The organism is Streptomyces sp. NPDC001781 (assembly GCF_053596035.1).
Map to the genome: position 1 here is coordinate 111,954 of NZ_JBSFFI010000007.1, position 15,674 is coordinate 127,627.

At 69.3% G+C, this 15,674-nt stretch carries 16 protein-coding genes; 9 read left to right on the forward strand and 7 right to left on the reverse strand.

Features of this window, described 5'->3' with window-relative positions:
* Positions 1 to 8 precede the first annotated feature (8 nt).
* From gnd to dnaA, 3 genes are all read right to left on the reverse strand, one after another.
* Complete coding sequence (gene gnd, locus ACWCV3_RS09045; RefSeq protein WP_451220595.1) at positions 9 to 887, reverse strand: phosphogluconate dehydrogenase (NAD(+)-dependent, decarboxylating); 879 nt, start codon at positions 885 to 887, stop codon at positions 9 to 11.
* A gap of 156 nt (positions 888 to 1,043) precedes the next feature.
* A complete protein-coding gene (dnaN, locus tag ACWCV3_RS09050; protein ID WP_030806004.1) occupies positions 1,044 to 2,174 on the reverse strand; it encodes a DNA polymerase III subunit beta in 1,131 nt (376 codons plus the stop codon).
* 1,107 nt (positions 2,175 to 3,281) lie between these two features.
* The gene (gene dnaA, locus ACWCV3_RS09055) at positions 3,282 to 5,594 is read right to left on the reverse strand and encodes a chromosomal replication initiator protein DnaA (protein WP_451220598.1); all 2,313 of its coding nucleotides are present in this window, start codon (positions 5,592 to 5,594) and stop codon (positions 3,282 to 3,284) included.
* Positions 5,595 to 5,647: 53 nt separating this feature from the next.
* Here dnaA and rpmH point away from each other — a divergent pair, with 53 nt between their 5' ends.
* From rpmH to ACWCV3_RS09100, 9 genes are all read left to right on the forward strand, one after another.
* On the forward strand, positions 5,648 to 5,785 hold the full coding sequence (gene rpmH, locus ACWCV3_RS09060; RefSeq protein ID WP_003975051.1) for a 50S ribosomal protein L34: 138 nt from the start codon (positions 5,648 to 5,650) through the stop codon (positions 5,783 to 5,785).
* A gap of 21 nt (positions 5,786 to 5,806) precedes the next feature.
* Positions 5,807 to 6,178 carry a ribonuclease P protein component gene (rnpA, locus tag ACWCV3_RS09065; protein ID WP_451220601.1) on the forward strand — a complete coding sequence of 124 codons (372 nt, stop codon included), beginning with the start codon at positions 5,807 to 5,809 and terminating at the stop codon, positions 6,176 to 6,178.
* Positions 6,175 to 6,537, forward strand: coding sequence for a membrane protein insertion efficiency factor YidD (gene yidD, locus ACWCV3_RS09070; RefSeq protein ID WP_030806014.1), 363 nt, complete (start codon positions 6,175 to 6,177; stop codon positions 6,535 to 6,537). The genes rnpA and yidD overlap by 4 nt, the downstream gene beginning before the upstream one ends.
* A gap of 3 nt (positions 6,538 to 6,540) precedes the next feature.
* Positions 6,541 to 7,830, forward strand: coding sequence for a membrane protein insertase YidC (yidC, locus tag ACWCV3_RS09075; protein WP_451220604.1), 1,290 nt, complete (start codon positions 6,541 to 6,543; stop codon positions 7,828 to 7,830).
* A 15-nt stretch (positions 7,831 to 7,845) separates the two neighbouring features.
* Complete coding sequence (locus ACWCV3_RS09080; protein ID WP_451220607.1) at positions 7,846 to 8,358, forward strand: Jag family protein; 513 nt, start codon at positions 7,846 to 7,848, stop codon at positions 8,356 to 8,358.
* 118 nt (positions 8,359 to 8,476) lie between these two features.
* The gene (gene rsmG, locus ACWCV3_RS09085; protein ID WP_451220610.1) at positions 8,477 to 9,193 is read left to right on the forward strand and encodes a 16S rRNA (guanine(527)-N(7))-methyltransferase RsmG; all 717 of its coding nucleotides are present in this window, start codon (positions 8,477 to 8,479) and stop codon (positions 9,191 to 9,193) included.
* A 302-nt stretch (positions 9,194 to 9,495) separates the two neighbouring features.
* Complete coding sequence (locus tag ACWCV3_RS09090) at positions 9,496 to 10,569, forward strand: ParA family protein (protein ID WP_451220612.1); 1,074 nt, start codon at positions 9,496 to 9,498, stop codon at positions 10,567 to 10,569.
* Positions 10,566 to 11,657 (forward strand): ParB/RepB/Spo0J family partition protein, encoded by a 1,092-nt coding sequence (locus ACWCV3_RS09095; RefSeq protein WP_451220615.1) that lies wholly within the window; start codon positions 10,566 to 10,568, stop codon positions 11,655 to 11,657. Before ACWCV3_RS09090 ends, ACWCV3_RS09095 begins: the two co-directional genes overlap by 4 nt.
* A gap of 162 nt (positions 11,658 to 11,819) precedes the next feature.
* Positions 11,820 to 12,437: a GNAT family N-acetyltransferase gene (locus tag ACWCV3_RS09100; protein WP_161187264.1), complete on the forward strand. Its 618-nt coding sequence runs from the start codon at positions 11,820 to 11,822 to the stop codon at positions 12,435 to 12,437.
* Between the two features lie 90 nt (positions 12,438 to 12,527).
* Here the strand turns inward: ACWCV3_RS09100 and trxA are convergent, their stop codons facing one another.
* The 4 genes from trxA to sigM all read right to left on the reverse strand — a co-directional run bounded on the left by trxA (position 12,528) and on the right by sigM (position 15,658).
* The gene (gene trxA, locus ACWCV3_RS09105) at positions 12,528 to 12,860 is read right to left on the reverse strand and encodes a thioredoxin (RefSeq protein WP_161187265.1); all 333 of its coding nucleotides are present in this window, start codon (positions 12,858 to 12,860) and stop codon (positions 12,528 to 12,530) included.
* 42 nt (positions 12,861 to 12,902) lie between these two features.
* Positions 12,903 to 13,874: a thioredoxin-disulfide reductase gene (trxB, locus tag ACWCV3_RS09110; RefSeq protein WP_451220619.1), complete on the reverse strand. Its 972-nt coding sequence runs from the start codon at positions 13,872 to 13,874 to the stop codon at positions 12,903 to 12,905.
* 174 nt (positions 13,875 to 14,048) lie between these two features.
* Positions 14,049 to 14,933 carry a hypothetical protein gene (locus ACWCV3_RS09115; protein WP_451220622.1) on the reverse strand — a complete coding sequence of 295 codons (885 nt, stop codon included), beginning with the start codon at positions 14,931 to 14,933 and terminating at the stop codon, positions 14,049 to 14,051.
* A complete protein-coding gene (gene sigM / locus ACWCV3_RS09120; RefSeq protein WP_451220625.1) occupies positions 14,930 to 15,658 on the reverse strand; it encodes an RNA polymerase sigma factor SigM in 729 nt (242 codons plus the stop codon). The genes ACWCV3_RS09115 and sigM overlap by 4 nt, the downstream gene beginning before the upstream one ends.
* Positions 15,659 to 15,674: the final 16 nt, after the last annotated feature.

A 15,674-nucleotide genomic window follows, 5' to 3' on the forward strand; every position in this document is an offset into this window, starting at 1 on the left:
CTTGCTGGTCAGGCCTTCTTCTCGACGGCGTGACCGCCGAACTGGTTGCGCAGCGCGGCGATCATCTTCATCTGCGGCGAGTCGTCCTGCCGCGAGGTGAACCGCGCGAACAGCGAAGCGGTGATCGCGGGCAGCGGCACCGCGTTGTCGATCGCGGCCTCCACCGTCCAGCGTCCCTCACCCGAGTCCTGCGCGTAGCCCCGCAGGCCCTCCAGGTGCTCGTCGTCGTCCAGCGCGTTGACCGCGAGGTCGAGCAGCCAGGAACGGATGACCGTGCCCTCCTGCCAGGAGCGGAAGATCTCGCGGACGTTCTCCACGGAGTCGACCTTCTCCAGCAGCTCCCAGCCCTCGGCATACGCCTGCATCATGGCGTACTCGATGCCGTTGTGGACCATCTTCGAGAAGTGGCCCGCGCCGACCTTGCCGGCGTGTACGGAGCCGAAGTCGCCCTCGGGCTTCAGCGCGTCGAAGACGGGCCGCACCCTGGCCACGTTCTCCTCGTCGCCGCCGTACATCAGCGCGTAGCCGTTCGCCAGGCCGTGGACACCGCCGGAGACGCCGCAGTCGACGAAGCCTATGCCCTTGGCCGCCAGCTCCTCGGCGTGCTTCTCGTCGTCCGTCCAGCGGGAGTTGCCGCCGTCCACGACCACGTCGCCGGGCTCCAGCAGCTCGCCGAGCCGGTCGACGACTCCCTGCGTCGCCTCCCCCGCGGGGACCATCACCCAGACCACGCGCGGAGCGCTGAGCCTGCCCACAAGCTCTTCGAGGCTGTGGACGTCCGCGAGGTCCGCGTTGCGGTCGTATCCGATGACGGTGTGGCCTGCGCGGCGGATGCGCTCGCGCATGTTGCCGCCCATCTTGCCGAGGCCGACGAGACCGAGCTCCATCAGTTGTTCCTTAGGTCGCTTGTGTGGCGTGCCGGGCACATGGGTGCCCGGCACCGAGCCTAACGGCGACCCGTCCTGCACAACTGTGGGTACGGGCGCTCATACGTACGCCCCCACCTGGGCTTTTGCCAGCGGCCCCGCCTCGGGGAGCCCGGCTCAGCCGCTCAGGCGCACCGGCATGATCAGGTACTTGTAGGCGTCGTCCGCCTCCGCGTCCAGCGCGGGCTTGCCGCTGAGCAGCGCCGGCTTGGTCGAGGTGGTGAACGAGAGCTGGGCCACGGGGGAGTCGATGGCGCTCAGACCGTCCAGCAGGAAGGTCGGGTTGAAGGCGATCGAGATGTCGTCGCCGTCGAGCTGGGCGTCGACCCTTTCCACAGCCTGTGCGTCGTCGCTGGATCCCGCCTCCAGGATCAGCACGCCCTGCTCGAAGCTCAGCCGCACCGGGGTGTTCCGCTCGGCGACCAGGGCGACGCGCTTGACGGCCTCCACGAAGGGGGCGGTCTCGATCACGGCGACCGAGTTGAACTCCGTCGGGAACAGCGTGCGGTACTTCGGCAGGTCGCCCTCGAGCAGCCGCGTGGTGGTGCGGCGGCCGGCGCCCTCGAAGCCGATGAGGCCCTCGCCCGAACCGGAGCCGGAGAGCGCCAGGGTGACGCTGTCACCGGCACCGAGCGACTTGGCGGTGTCCAGCAGCGTCTTGGCGGGGACCAGGGCCACCGCGGAGGCGTCCGGGTTCTCCGGCTTCCACAGGAACTCACGGACCGCGAAGCGGTAGCGGTCGGTGGAGGCCAGGGTGACGGTGTCGCCCTCGATCTCGATGCGCACACCGGTGAGGACGGGCAGCGTGTCGTCGCGGCCGGCGGCGATGGCCACCTGGGACGCGGCGGCCGCGAAGACCTCGCCGGGAACGGTGCCCGTGGCGGTCGGCATCTGCGGCAGCGCCGGGTACTCCTCCACCGGCAGGGTGTGGAGCGTGAACCGCGAGGAGCCGCAGACCACGGTCGCCCGCACACCGTCGGTGGAGATCTCCACCGGGCGGTTGGGCAGCGCGCGGCAGATGTCGGCGAGCAGGCGGCCGGAGACCAGGACCGTGCCCTCCTCCTCGACCTCGGCCTCGACGCCCACCCGGGCGGAGACCTCGTAGTCGAAGCCCGACAGGCTGAGCTGGCCCTCCTCGGCCTTCAGCAGCAGGCCGGCGAGGACAGGCGCCGGCGGACGGGCCGGGAGGCTGCGTGCCGCCCACGCCACTGCCTCCGCGAGTACGTCGCGTTCCACCCGGATCTTCACCGTAAGCCGCCTCCTGCTGTTGCCTTCTGAGTCCTCCGACTCGGTGTCGCCTCCCGTTGCCGGGGGAAGGACACCGGTGACCAGTCTGACGCACCGCGCTGACAGCAGGTGCCGGTCGGGGTCAAGTCGGGTCGAGCGGCAGCTGAGAGCGAAACAGCGAGTTGTGCACAGGCCCCGCTTCGAGACGGATTCCTAGCTCTCTCTAGTCGGGAGTAGTAGTAGGGCCTGTGGATACCGTGGATAACCCCGTTTTCCCAGGTCAGACCCCAAATTTTATCCACTGCCCCTGTGGGTGGAGCCCGTGGACAACTCGGCCTCTCTGTGGAGAACAGAAAGTTCTGCACACACCGTCCCCAGGACAGGGCGAGTTCTCCCCAGCTACGTCCCCAGGTTCGGCGTCGTTTCCCACAGGGGCTGTTGGCAGTTTCGTGTGACGGCTTTCACTCGACGCAGTGACCGGGCCCGTGACGTTGCCGAACAGTGGACAGTGATGTGGAGAAGCTGCCTTCTGCTGGGGACAACCGACCCCAACCTGTGGGTCCAGCCGTGGACAACGTTACGCACAGGGTGTGGACGGAGTTCTTGTCCACACCCTGTGGAGATCGTTCATCCACGAATCCACAACCCTCTGAGCTGCACGGATGCTCAACCCCCAGCCTCCCTGTGGACGCAGCTTGGGACAACTTCGCAGTCCCCAGCCTGTGGGCGGAAGAAAGTCGGGAAATCTGTGGAGGGAGGCCGTAACCGGGCGGTGAATCGAACACAAGGTTGCTGGGAAGACACGGGGGTTGGAAGCCGGAGAGGGGACGCGGAGGGCTCGAGCGGCTCGGATCGGGGGTGGAAGGGGCTTTCGGGTACCGGCCGCAGGCGCCGAGTGGCCGCCCGGAGGACTGACTCCCGGAGTCGGCGGGGCGGCATGCGGGTGAGCGGCGAGCGGCGAGGGCGGGGCCGGCAGACGTCCAGGGGCGGCGCGCCGGCGCCTTCCACCGCCCTTCCTCAGGGCCGGCGTTCCCCCGACCGCCTGTCCGGCGGACGCTTCCCGCAGGAACGGCGAAGGGCGCCCCGGTGATCTCCCGGAGCGCCCTGGGGGCCGTCGCGCGGTCGGCCTCAGCCGTTCTTGATGCGGTTCGTCAGTTCGGTGACCTGGTTGTAGATCGAGCGTCGCTCGGCCATCAGCGCCCGGATCTTGCGGTCCGCGTGCATGACGGTGGTGTGGTCGCGGCCGCCGAACTGCGCACCGATCTTCGGCAGCGACAGGTCCGTCAGCTCGCGGCACAGGTACATGGCGATCTGCCGGGCGGTGACCAGCGCGCGGCCGCGCGAGGTGCCGCACAGGTCGTCCACGGTGAGCCCGAAGTAGTCCGCGGTGGCCGCCATGATGGCCGTCGCCGTGATCTCCGGGGCGGAGTCCTCGCCCCCGGGGATCAGGTCCTTGAGCACGATCTCGGTGAGCCCCAGGTCCACCGGCTGCCGGTTGAGCGAGGCGAAGGCCGTCACCCGGATCAGCGCGCCCTCCAGCTCACGGATGTTCCGCGAGATCCGGGAGGCGATGAACTCCAGCACCTCCGGCGGGGCGTTGAGCTGCTCCTGCACCGCCTTCTTGCGCAGGATCGCGATCCGCGTCTCCAGCTCGGGCGGCTGGACGTCGGTGATCAGACCCCACTCGAAGCGGTTGCGCAGCCGGTCCTCCAGGGTGACGAGCTGCTTGGGCGGCCGGTCGGAGGACAGCACGATCTGCTTGTTGGCGTTGTGCAGCGTGTTGAAGGTGTGGAAGAACTCCTCCTGCGTCGACTCCTTGTCCGCGAGGAACTGGATGTCGTCGACGAGCAGGATGTCCATCTCCCGGTACCGCTTGCGGAAGCTGTCGCCCTTGCCGTCGCGGATGGAGTTGATGAACTCGTTGGTGAACTCCTCGGAGCTGACGTAGCGCACCCGCGTGCCGGGGTACAGGCTGCGCGCGTAGTGCCCGATCGCGTGCAGCAGGTGTGTCTTGCCGAGCCCCGACTCCCCGTAGATGAAGAGGGGGTTGTACGCCTTGGCCGGAGCCTCGGCGACGGCCACCGCGGCCGCGTGCGCGAAGCGGTTGGAGGCGCCGATGACGAAGGTGTCGAAGAGGTACTTCGGGTTCAGCCGCGCGGTCGGCTCACCGGGGCCCCCGGCACTCGGGGGCGACGAGGACGACGAGCCGGAGCCGCCGCGGCCGGTGGACGGCAGCTCGGGACGCCCGGTCCCGCCGCCGCGCCGTCCGGCACCGTTGTCCGAGGGCGGCTCGGGCCGCTCGCGCCGGACCGGGTCGCGCTGGTCGTACTCGGCGCGGGGCGCGCCGTACTCCGGGCGCGGGGCGTCGTAGTCGGGGCGCTGCTGCTCGTATCCCCCTCGCTCGCGGCCGGGCGCGCGGTAGTCCGGCGCACCGCCGTAGGAGTCCTGGGAGGGGGAGGCGTAGGGGTCGCGCTCGGGGTAGCCGAGGCGGGGCTGCTGCCAGCCGTAGTCGTCCTGGCCGGAGCGCGGCCAGGCGCCCGGCTCGGGGCGCTGGTACTCGGCCGGGTAGGTGGGGCGGGCCGTCGGCATCCGCTCCTCGCGGGCGGTCGGCGGGCGTTCGCCGCGGCCGGCCGGCCCGTCGCCCTGGCGCTGCTGGTCGTCGGCGCGGTGGCGGCCGTAGCCCTCGTAGGGACCGGAGGGCAGTTCCGGCTCCTCGTAGCGCGGCGGGGCGCTCTGCTCGCGCTGGTCGCGGTCGCGGTCGCGGGAGTCGGGCTGCTCGTGGCCGGCGGACTGCTGGGGGGTCGCGGGGCCGCCGACGGAGTCGTCCACCGTGATGGCGATCCGGATGGGCCGGCCGCACTCACGGCTCAGGGTCTCGCTGACGACCGGGGCCAGGCGGCCCTCGAGTACGTTCTTGGCGAATTCGTTCGGCACGGCGAGCAGTGCGGTGTCCGCGACCAGGGCCAGCGGCTGGCAGCGCCTGATCCAGTGCTCGTCCTTCGTCTCGACGCCCTGGCCCCGGCCCTCGCCCAGGAGTTCCTCCAGTACGCGTGGCCACACTGCGGCAAGATCGGCAGGTACGTCAGCCACAGGGCACGCTCTCTCGCAGGTCCCACGAAGATGTGGTCGTGGGATGGGTCGGGATGAAAATCGGTGGACGGGCCGGACTGGGCCGGGCAATCCCGGTCGTGCGGGGACAAGGGAACGAATCGGGGTCCAGCCACGGTAGTCAGGGCAACCGGTAGGGTTCAAGTTGTTGTCCCCAGCCTGTGGACAGTCTCCCCCGACGGGCGCCGGTTTGACCGGATGGCGTAGCCGCGCGTACCGTAACCAGGTCGAGTTGTCGATGGCTGCTGCCGCCTGCCTCCGATGGGCACAGATCGCTTCAGGTGATCGGGAAGCGGTGCACTCGGGCGTGACGCGAGCTACTCGTGGGCGCACGGTGACAGCCAGGACGGCACCCCGCCACTACCGATTTCTTCTGGAGCCCCCGAGTGAGCAAGCGCACCTTCCAGCCGAACAACCGTCGTCGCGCGAAGACCCACGGCTTCCGGCTGCGTATGCGTACCCGTGCCGGCCGCGCCATCCTGGCGACCCGCCGCAGCAAGGGTCGCGCCCGTCTGTCCGCCTGATCCCGATCAGGTCATGACATCGTGCTGCCCCTCGAAAACCGGCTGAGGCGGCGCGAGGACTTCGCATCCGCGGTCCGACGAGGACGCCGGGCCGGTCGCCCGACTCTCGTCGTCCACCTTCGTAGCGGTGTCACGGACCCGCACGCGCCTGGGGAGAGCGCTTCCCCGACGCGTGCGGGTTTCGTCGTGAGCAAGGCCGTGGGCAACGCGGTCGTCCGCAATACCGTCAAGCGCAGACTGCGTCACCTGATGCGTGACCGAGTCGCCCTGTTTCCCCCCGGTAGCCTGGTAGTCGTACGCGCGCTGCCCGGATCGGGCGACGCGGACCACGCACGGCTGGCCCAAGACCTGGACGCCGCTATCCAGCGGCTACTGGGAGGGGGCACGCGATGAAGTACCCGCTACTGGCTCTGATCAAGCTGTACCAGTGGACGATCAGTCCTCTGCTGGGGCCGGTCTGCAAGTACTACCCGTCGTGCTCCCACTACGGCTACACGGCCATCGACCGGCACGGTGCCATCAAGGGAACAGCTCTCACGGCCTGGCGCATTCTCCGCTGCAATCCGTGGTCGCTGGGCGGTGTGGACCATGTCCCGCCGCGCAAGCGCCCGCGGTGGCACGAAATGCTGCGCAACGCCTGGGGCGCACGCAAGGGCGGGAACTCCGCCGATCCGGCCACCGAGGCGAAGCTTTCTTCCGAGCCACCTTCGGGCCCGGCCGCAGAGACCTCGTCCCATGCCCAAGGAGCATGATTAGTGGACACGATTGCCAGCTTCTTCAGCTTCATCACGACACCCGTCTCCTGGGTCATCGTCCAGTTCCACACGGTGTACGGAGCCATCTTCGGCCCTGACACGGGTTGGGCCTGGGGCCTGTCCATCGTGTCCCTGGTGGTCCTGATCCGCATCTGCCTGATCCCGCTCTTCGTGAAGCAGATCAAGGCGACGCGCGCGATGCAGACGCTCCAGCCGGAGATGAAGAAGATCCAGGAGCGCTACAAGAACGACAAGCAGCGCCAGTCCGAAGAGATGATGAAGCTGTACAAGGAGTCGGGTACCAACCCGCTCTCCTCGTGCCTTCCCATCCTGGCGCAGTCGCCGTTCTTCTTCGCCCTGTACCACGTGCTCAACGGCATCGCGTCGGGCAAGACCATCGGCGTCATCAACGACTCGCTGCTGGAGAGCGCCCGTAAGGCGCACATCTTCGGTGCCCCGCTGGCGGCCAAGTTCAAGGACAACGCCGACACGCTCGCTGCGCTGCACGCCACGGTCACCGATGTGCGGGTCGTCACCGCCATCATGATCATCCTGATGTCGGCGTCGCAGTTCTACACGCAGCGCCAGCTCATGACGAAGAACGTCGACACCTCGGTGAAGACCCCGTTCATGCAGCAGCAGAAGATGCTGATGTACGTCTTCCCGATCATGTTCGCCGTCTTCGGCATCAACTTCCCGGTCGGTGTCCTCGTCTACTGGCTGACCACCAACGTGTGGACCATGGGCCAGCAGATGTACGTCATCCGCAACAACCCGACTCCGGGCTCCAAGGCGCAGGCCGCCTACCTGGAGCGCCTCACCGGTCACGTCACGCACCACGGCAAGGTCCGCAGCCGCAGCGCCCGGGTGATCGTCAAGGCGATCGTCGCCAAGGGCCGCGACCGCAACGAGGCCGAGCGCAAGTTCATCAACTCGCTCACCAAGGCCGGTCTCGTGGCCCAGGCCGACGGAAACGTGGTCAAGAGCGACAGCCAGGCCGTCGCTCAGGCCGAGGACGGCACGCCCACCGCGGCCGCCGGCGCGCCGCGCCGTCAGCAGCCCAAGCGGCAGAGCAAGTCCCAGCGCCAGTCGGGGCCGAAGCAGCCGCACGAGGCCGAGCCGGCCGATGAGCCCGCCTCTCCTCCCTCGCTGACCAAGTCCGAGGAGTCGGAGGACACCAGGCCGACGCCTCCCCAGCAGACTCCGAAGCCCGGCTCCGGCACCCGCAGCAAGGCCCAGTCCGGGCAGCGCAAGGGTGGCCAGCGGCCCAAGTCCTCGTCCAAGAAGTAAGAAGGAGCCCATCCCGTGACGGAAGGCACCACCACCGCCGCCGCCGAGGGTGCAGACACCCTCACCCGCCTGGAGCAGGAGGGTGAGATCGCTGCGGACTACCTCGAGGGTCTGCTGGACATCGCCGATCTCGACGGCGACATCGACATGGACGTGGAGGCCGACCGCGCCTCCGTCTCGATCATCAGTGACGCGTCGGGCCGCGACCTGCAGAAGTTGGTCGGCCGGGACGGCGAGGTGCTGGAGGCCCTGCAGGAGCTGACGCGCCTGGCCGTGCACCGCGAGACCGGTGACCGCAGCCGGCTGATGCTGGACATCGCGGGCTACCGGGCGCAGAAGCGCACCGAGCTGGCCGAGCTGGGCGCCGAGGCGGCCGCCGAGGTCAGGAGCAGCGGTGAGCCGGTCAAGCTCAAGCCGATGACCCCGTTCGAGCGCAAGGTCGTCCACGACGCGATCAAGAGCGCGGGACTGCGCAGCGAGTCCGAGGGCGAGGAGCCCCAGCGGTTCGTCGTCGTGCTGCCCGCCTGATCGGCTCCATGATTTCCATCGGCCCCGTCTGACCAACAGACGGGGCCGAACTTTGTCAGCCTGGTAGTTCTGAGGGCCGGTGCGCCATGCACCGGCGCGGTACGGAAGGACGGTCCCCGTGACGGAGGCAGCGGAGCTTCCCCCCGCGCCCGAACAGGCGCGGGAAGTGTTTGGCGATCGCTTCGATGACGCGGTCCGCTATGCGGAGCTGCTGGCCGAGGCCGGCGTCCAGCGTGGCCTGATCGGCCCGCGGGAGGTGCCCCGGCTGTGGGAGCGGCACCTGCTGAACTGCGCGGTGCTCTCCGAGGCCGTCCCCGAGGGGGTGACGGTGTGCGATGTGGGCTCGGGTGCGGGACTGCCGGGCATTCCGCTGGCCCTGGTCCGGGAAGACCTCAACATCACCCTGCTGGAGCCCCTGCTGCGGCGCACCACGTTCCTCACCGAGGTGGTGGAACTGCTGGGCCTCGATCATGTCACCGTGGTCCGGGGGCGCGCGGAGGAGATGCTGGGCAAGGTGCCGCCGGTCCATGTGGTGACCGCCCGCGCCGTGGCCCCGCTGGACCGCCTGGCCACCTGGGGCATCCCGCTGCTGCGGCCCTACGGCGAGATGCTGGCGCTCAAGGGCGACACCGCCGAGGAGGAGCTGAAGGCGGCGTCCACCGCGCTCAGCAAGCTCGGCGCGGTCTCCACTTCCGTACTCCAGGTCGGTGAGGGCGTGGTGGACCCGCTGTCCACGGTGGTCCGGGTCGAGGTCGGCGAGAGCCCCGGCGGTGTCCGCTTCGCCGCCAAGCGTGCCAAGGCGGCCCGCACGAGCCGGACGCGGCGCCGCCGCTGAGTCCCGGGCTCCTGGGTCCCGCGAGTGCGCCCCTGGCTGACGCCGGGGGCGCATTTCTCTTCCCGGCCGGGCTAGTCGGCAGGGCGGGCCGGAGTGTCGCAGAGCACCGGTCCTCGCGGCTGTGCATCGTGTTTCACGTGAAACGTCGCTCCTTGCTGCACGGCATCATCAGCCGCGGTCGCGCCGCGGCAGAACCCCTCGACCGGCGACCGGTTGGTTCACCCGGAGGGGTTCCGAAGTTGTCCACAGAGGTGGACTTCTCCACAGAAGGACAGGGCTCACTGGTTCATGCCCCCGAAGGCATGGGAGGCTCTGTTCATTGCGAGCCTGTAGTCGAGGAGAGTGAATCCTTGCGGTCCGACGCCAACATCGCGGGACCGATGACCGATCCGGTCCCCGGTCCCCGTACCGAATCGAGGGGGGCGGATGTTTCACGTGAAACACCGCCTCCGATGGACGACACTCCCATCGGTCGTGCGGCCCAGGTGGCGGTCGACGCCCTCGGCCGCGCCGCGGAAGGCATGCCGAGGCCGGAGGAGACCCGAGTCATCGTGGTCGCCAACCAGAAGGGCGGCGTCGGCAAGACCACGACGACCGTCAACCTGGCCGCCTCCCTGGCCCTGCACGGCGGCCGCGTGCTGGTGATCGACCTCGACCCGCAGGGGAACGCCTCCACGGCACTGGGGATCGACCACCACGCGGAAGTCCCCTCCATCTACGACGTGCTGGTGGACAGTCGGCCCCTGGCCGAAGTCGTGCAGCCCGTCCCCGATGTCGAGGGCCTCTTCTGCGCGCCCGCCACGATCGACCTCGCCGGCGCTGAGATCGAGCTGGTCTCCCTGGTGGCGCGCGAGAGCCGGCTGGAGCGCGCGATCCAGGCGTACGAGCAGCCCTTGGACTACATCCTCATCGACTGCCCGCCGTCACTGGGCCTGTTGACGGTCAACGCCCTCGTGGCCGGCCAGGAGGTGCTCATCCCGATCCAGTGCGAGTACTACGCGCTGGAGGGCCTGGGTCAGCTCCTGCGCAACGTCGACCTGGTGCGGGGGCACCTCAACCAGTCGCTGCACGTGTCGACGATCCTGCTCACCATGTACGACGGCCGGACGCGTCTCGCCTCTCAGGTGGCGGAGGAGGTGCGCACCCACTTCGGCGACGAGGTGCTGCGGACGAGCATTCCCCGCTCGGTCCGTATCTCCGAGGCTCCCAGCTACGGCCAGACGGTGCTGACCTACGATCCAGGATCGAGCGGCGCGCTCTCCTATCTCGAGGCCGCCCGAGAGATCGCGCTGAGGGGCGTCGGAGTCAGCTATGACCCGACCCAGGCCCACCTCGGCACCCAGAACGACCCGAGCATGGTGGAGGGGACGCAGTGAGTGAACGACGAAGGGGGCTGGGCCGAGGACTTGGCGCACTGATCCCCGCAGCACCGACTGAGAAGATCCCGGCTTCCGCCGTGCTGGGCGGAGGTTCGTCCGCCGCCTCGGCACCGGGTCCGGCCCACTCGTCCGACCGCAGGGCGGGCATCGGCCGGAGCGGTGCCCTGCCGTCGGCGGTCCAGGAGCCGGAGGAGATTTCGGCAAGCCGGGCCGACGAGCGGCCGGCGCCGCCCGCCGGTGCCTACTTCGCCGAGCTTCCGCTCGCGTCCATCACGCCGAATCCGCGCCAGCCGCGAGAGGTCTTCGACGAGGACGCGCTGAACGAACTGGTCGTCTCCATCAAGGAGGTCGGCCTGCTCCAGCCCGTCGTCGTCCGGGAACTGGGCGACGACCGCTACGAACTGATCATGGGTGAGCGCCGACTCCGGGCCAGCCGTGAGGCGGAACTGGAGTCCATCCCGGCGATCGTCCGCGCCACGGATGACGAGCAGCTGCTGCTGGACGCCCTGCTGGAGAACCTGCACCGGGCGCAGTTGAACCCGCTGGAAGAGGCGCACGCCTACGACCAGTTGCTCAAGGACTTCAACTGCACGCACGACCAGTTGGCCGACCGCATCGGGCGCTCCCGTCCGCAGATCTCGAACACCCTGCGGCTGCTGAAGCTTTCGGCGACCGTGCAGAAGCGGGTCGCCGCAGGTGTGCTCTCGGCCGGTCATGCGCGGGCGCTGCTGTCCGTGGAGGACTCCGAGGAGCAGGACCGGCTGGCACGCCGCATCGTGGCCGAGGGGCTCTCCGTGCGGGCCGTGGAGGAGATCGTGACCCTGATGGGCTCGCGCCCCGAGCGGGCCCAGCGTGCCAAGGGCCCCCGGGCCGGAGCCCTGGTCTCCCCGGCGCTGAGCGATCTTGCGACGCGACTCTCCGACCGTTTCGAGACTCGGGTGAAGGTCGACCTCGGTCAGAAGAAGGGCAAGATCACCGTCGAGTTCGCCTCGGTGGACGACCTTGAGCGCATTCTCGGCACGCTGGCTCCGGGCGAGGGGCCGATCCTGCCGAAGGGGCTCCGGGAAGGCGGCTCCGAGGAGTAGCCCCGGGTCGAGGGCGCCCTCTGCGGGGCCGTGCGAGCGGGCCGTGTCCGGTGTGTACCGGAACACGGTCCGCTCTTTGCTTTGCGCCGGTATCTAGGCAATCGCATCGTGGATACGATGCGAGCGGATGTGACCCGGCGAAGGAAGCGAGGAACGGCTTTCATGGGGCGTCGGCTCGTACCGCTCACGCTGGACAATCTTCAGGACCTTCCCCAGCGGTGCCGCTCGTGCGTCTTCTGGGAACTGGACCCGGTCAGCGCCGAAGCCGCTGTGCGCGAGGGCACCGCGGAGGTGGAGAAGGAGTCCTGGATCTCCGCCGTGCTGCTGGACTGGGGCTCCTGCGGCCGGGTCGCCTACGTCGACGACGTGCCGGTCGGCTACGTGCTCTACGCGCCGGCGGCTTATGTCCCGCGTGCGACGGCGTTTCCCACGAGTCCGGTCTCGCCGGACGCCGTTCAGCTCATCACGTCGTTCATCATGCCCGGCTACCAAGGGCAGGGGTTGGGCCGGATGCTGGTGCAGGCGGTGGCCAAGGATCTGCTGCGCCGGAACTTCAAGGCCATCGAGGCGTTCGGCGACACCCGCTGGAAGGAGCCCGCCTGCCTCTTGCCGGCCGACCATCTGCTCGCCGTCGGCTTCAAGACGGTCCGCCAGCACTCCCGTCACCCCCGTCTCCGGCTGGAGCTGCGGTCGACGCTCTCCTGGAAGGAAGACGTGGAGATGGCCCTCGACCGACTGCTGGGAGCGGTACACAAGGAACCGGCGCTACGGCCGTTGTGACGGTCGGCGCGGTTTTCCGGACCTGGGACATGACGAAGGGGCCGACCCGAGTGGGCCGGCCCCTTCGCGAGCCGTGTTTCACGTGAAACGTCAGCCGCTGATGAAGTCGTCCAGATCGCGGACGAGTGCCGCCTTCGGCTTGGCGCCGACGATCGTCTTGACGACCTCGCCACCCTGGTAGACGTTCAGCGTCGGGATGGACATGACGCCGTACTTGGCGGCCGTGGCCGGGTTCTCGTCGATGTTCAGCTTGACGATCTGGATCTTGTCGCCGTGCTCGGCGGCGATGGCCTCCAGGGACGGGGCGATCTGGCGGCACGGACCGCACCACTCGGCCCAGAAGTCCACCAGGACGGGCTTGTCGCTCTTGAGGACGTCCTCGTCGAAGGAGTCGTCAGTCGTTTTCTTCACGGTGCCGGCCACAGCGGGCTCCTCACTTGATCATTCGGTGGGGGAAGGGGTAGGTCAGAGGGCGGTCTTCTCGGGCTCGGCGTGGCCGCCCTCGTCCAGCAGGGACGCGAGGTAGCGCTCGGCGTCCAGGGCCGAGGCGCAGCCGGTGCCGGCCGCGGTGATCGCCTGGCGGTAGGTGTGGTCGACCACATCACCCGCGGCGAAGACTCCGGGCAGGTTGGTCCGCGTGGAGGGCGCCTCGACCTTGAGGTAGCCCTCCGCGTCCAGGTCGAGCTGGCCCTTGAACAGCTCGGTGCGCGGGTCGTGACCGATGGCGATGAACAGACCCGTGACGGGCAGGTCGGACAGCTCGCCGGTCTTGAGATTGCGCAGCTTCAGCCCGGCGAGCTTCTGCTCGCCCAGGATCTCGACGACCTCGCTGTCCCAGGCGAACTTGATCTTCGGGTCGTTGAAGGCGCGCTCCTGCATGGCCTTGGAGGCGCGCAGGGTGTCCCGGCGGTGGATGATCGTCACAGACTTGGCGAACCGGGAGAGGAAGGTCGCCTCCTCCATCGCGGTGTCGCCGCCGCCGATGACGGCGATGTCCTGGTCCCGGAAGAAGAAGCCGTCACAGGTGGCGCACCACGAGACACCGCGGCCGGACAGCGCGTCCTCGTTGGGCAGCGCGAGCTTGCGGTGCTGGGAGCCGGTGGCGACGATGACGGCCCTGGCCCGGTGGACCGTGCCGGCGGTGTCGGTGACGGTCTTCACATCGCCGGTCAGGTCGACGGAGACGATGTCGTCCGGCAGCAGCTCGGCGCCGAAGCGCTCGGCCTGCGCCCGCATGCTGTCCATCAGCTCGGGGCCCATGACGCCGGTGGGGAAGCCCGGAAAGTTCTCCACCTCGGTGGTGTTCATCAATGCGCCACCGGCGGTGACGGCACCCTCGAACACCAGGGGCTTCAGGGACGCACGTGCGGTGTACAGCGCCGCCGTGTAGCCCGCAGGCCCGGAGCCGATGATGATCACATTACGGACGTCGCTCACGGCTTGGTTCCTCGTCTCTGGTCTGTGTCGGCCGACCGGTGGGAGCCCCTGCCGGGACTCTCACACCACCCAACCGATCCTAAGGGGCGCACATTCCCCGGATGCGCGGTCACGCGACGGCTCACACGGTCCGGACGGGGAGAGGCCGGCTGAGCCGAGGCGTACGCCGTTTCGCTAACGGACGAGACTCTGCTTCAGGAGCACACTCCCGGCGGCCGCCGCCTCCTTGGAGGCGCAGGAAGCGTCGACCACATAGGCCGTGACGCGCCTGCTGTCGGCCTTGTCGGGCACCACGACGAGGTAGGCGCTCTTGTCGGCGTAGGTGCCGCTCTTCGCCCCCAGAACCGTTTCGTCGGAGTGGAGCGCCCGCCGGACACAGTCGGGTACCGGGACCTCGGTCTGGATGAGGGTGTTCGCACTCTGCGTAGGCCCTGGGGGCGCGAGGCCCGTCTCGGCGTCCTGCTGCGGGCGCTGACTGCCCCGCTGCAGCCCCTCGCGGGCAGTGAGCAGGTCCGACACCTGAGTCTGCACGCTGGCCCCGGAGAAGGTGCCGACGGCGGACGCCGCGGTGCTCTGCGCCGCCTTGCCGGAGGCGTTGTCGCCGAGGGACTGCCCGAGCAGAGACCCGGCCCCGAGGACGGCAGCGGTGAGTACGGCGCCCAGCGCGGCGGTGCGGCGACGGCTGCGGGAGCGCTCTTTCCGGCCGGGGCCGGTAGTGGTCCGGGAACGCCTGGCGGGGCGGTCCGGTGGTGTTGGTGTTTCACGTGAAACATGACGGCCGGGACTGACGGAATTCGCCTGTTCGCTTCGCACCGCTGCCTCGGCGGCGAGGGCGGCGTCGATCCGGTCCGCGATGTCCGTGGGCATCGGGGGTACGTCCGGGAGGTCCCCCAGCAGATCCTGGATCTCCGTCAGCGCGGCATGGACCTCGGTGCACGCCCCGCACCCCGCCAGGTGGCCCCGCAGCTCCGCGCTGCGGGACGAGGGAAGAAGCCCCTCCGCCAAGTCGGAGATCTCGGTGACGTCCGGGTGCCCGGTCGTGTCCGTCGAGGACGTCATGCTCGCCCACCTCCGCCCTTCACGACGGCTGAACCATTCGGCCCGGAGTCTTCGGTTTCCTCGCCCGCAGCTCCTGTCGGAGGTGGGACGGATGCCCCGTGCACCCGGTTCCGTCCCGCCCCGGGTTCTTTTCCGACATCGCCGGCTGTGCCCGGTCGCAGATGGTTGAGCAGAGGAAGCAGTCTGGCCCGGCCCCGCGCGCAGCGGCTCTTCACCGTTCCGGTGGGTACGTCCAGCACCCGAGCGGCCTCGGCGACGGGGTAACCCTGCATGTCCACCAGGATCAGCGCGGCCCGCTGTTCGGCGGGAAGGGTACCGAGGGCCTCCAGGAGCTGGCGGTGGAGGTCGTTGCGCTCGGCCGGAGCGGCGGCAGACTCGTGCGGCTCCAGGAGCTGTTCCAGCCGCTCGGGGTCGTCGACGGGCGCGGTCTTCCGTGAGGCGGCCTTGCGGATGCGGTCCAGGCAGGCGTTCACCGTGATCCGGTGCAGCCAGGTCGTCACGGCCGACTGCCCCCGGAAGGTGTGCGCGGCCCGGTATGCCGACACGAGCGCGTCCTGCACCGCGTCGGCGGCCTCTTCCCGGTCCCCCAGTGTCCGCAGCGCGACCGCCCACAGCCGGTCCCGGTGCCTCCGCACGATCTCTCCGAAGGCATCCGGGTCACCCTGCACATGACGGGCGAGCAGATCCTCGTCCCGCACCTCGCCGTAACGACTGTCCCCTGCCATCGTCCCCCTCCGCCTC

Coding starts and splice junctions, on each gene's coding strand:
- sigM (WP_451220625.1), bottom strand. CDS start 15,658: ATGGCAGGGGACAGTCGTTACGGCGAGGTGCGGGACGAGGATCTGCTC.
- yidD (WP_030806014.1), top strand. CDS start 6,175: ATGAAGTACCCGCTACTGGCTCTGATCAAGCTGTACCAGTGGACGATC.
- ACWCV3_RS09100 (WP_161187264.1), top strand. CDS start 11,820: ATGGGGCGTCGGCTCGTACCGCTCACGCTGGACAATCTTCAGGACCTT.
- gnd (WP_451220595.1), bottom strand. CDS start 887: ATGGAGCTCGGTCTCGTCGGCCTCGGCAAGATGGGCGGCAACATGCGC.
- ACWCV3_RS09090 (WP_451220612.1), top strand. CDS start 9,496: ATGGGAGGCTCTGTTCATTGCGAGCCTGTAGTCGAGGAGAGTGAATCC.
- ACWCV3_RS09115 (WP_451220622.1), bottom strand. CDS start 14,933: ATGACGTCCTCGACGGACACGACCGGGCACCCGGACGTCACCGAGATC.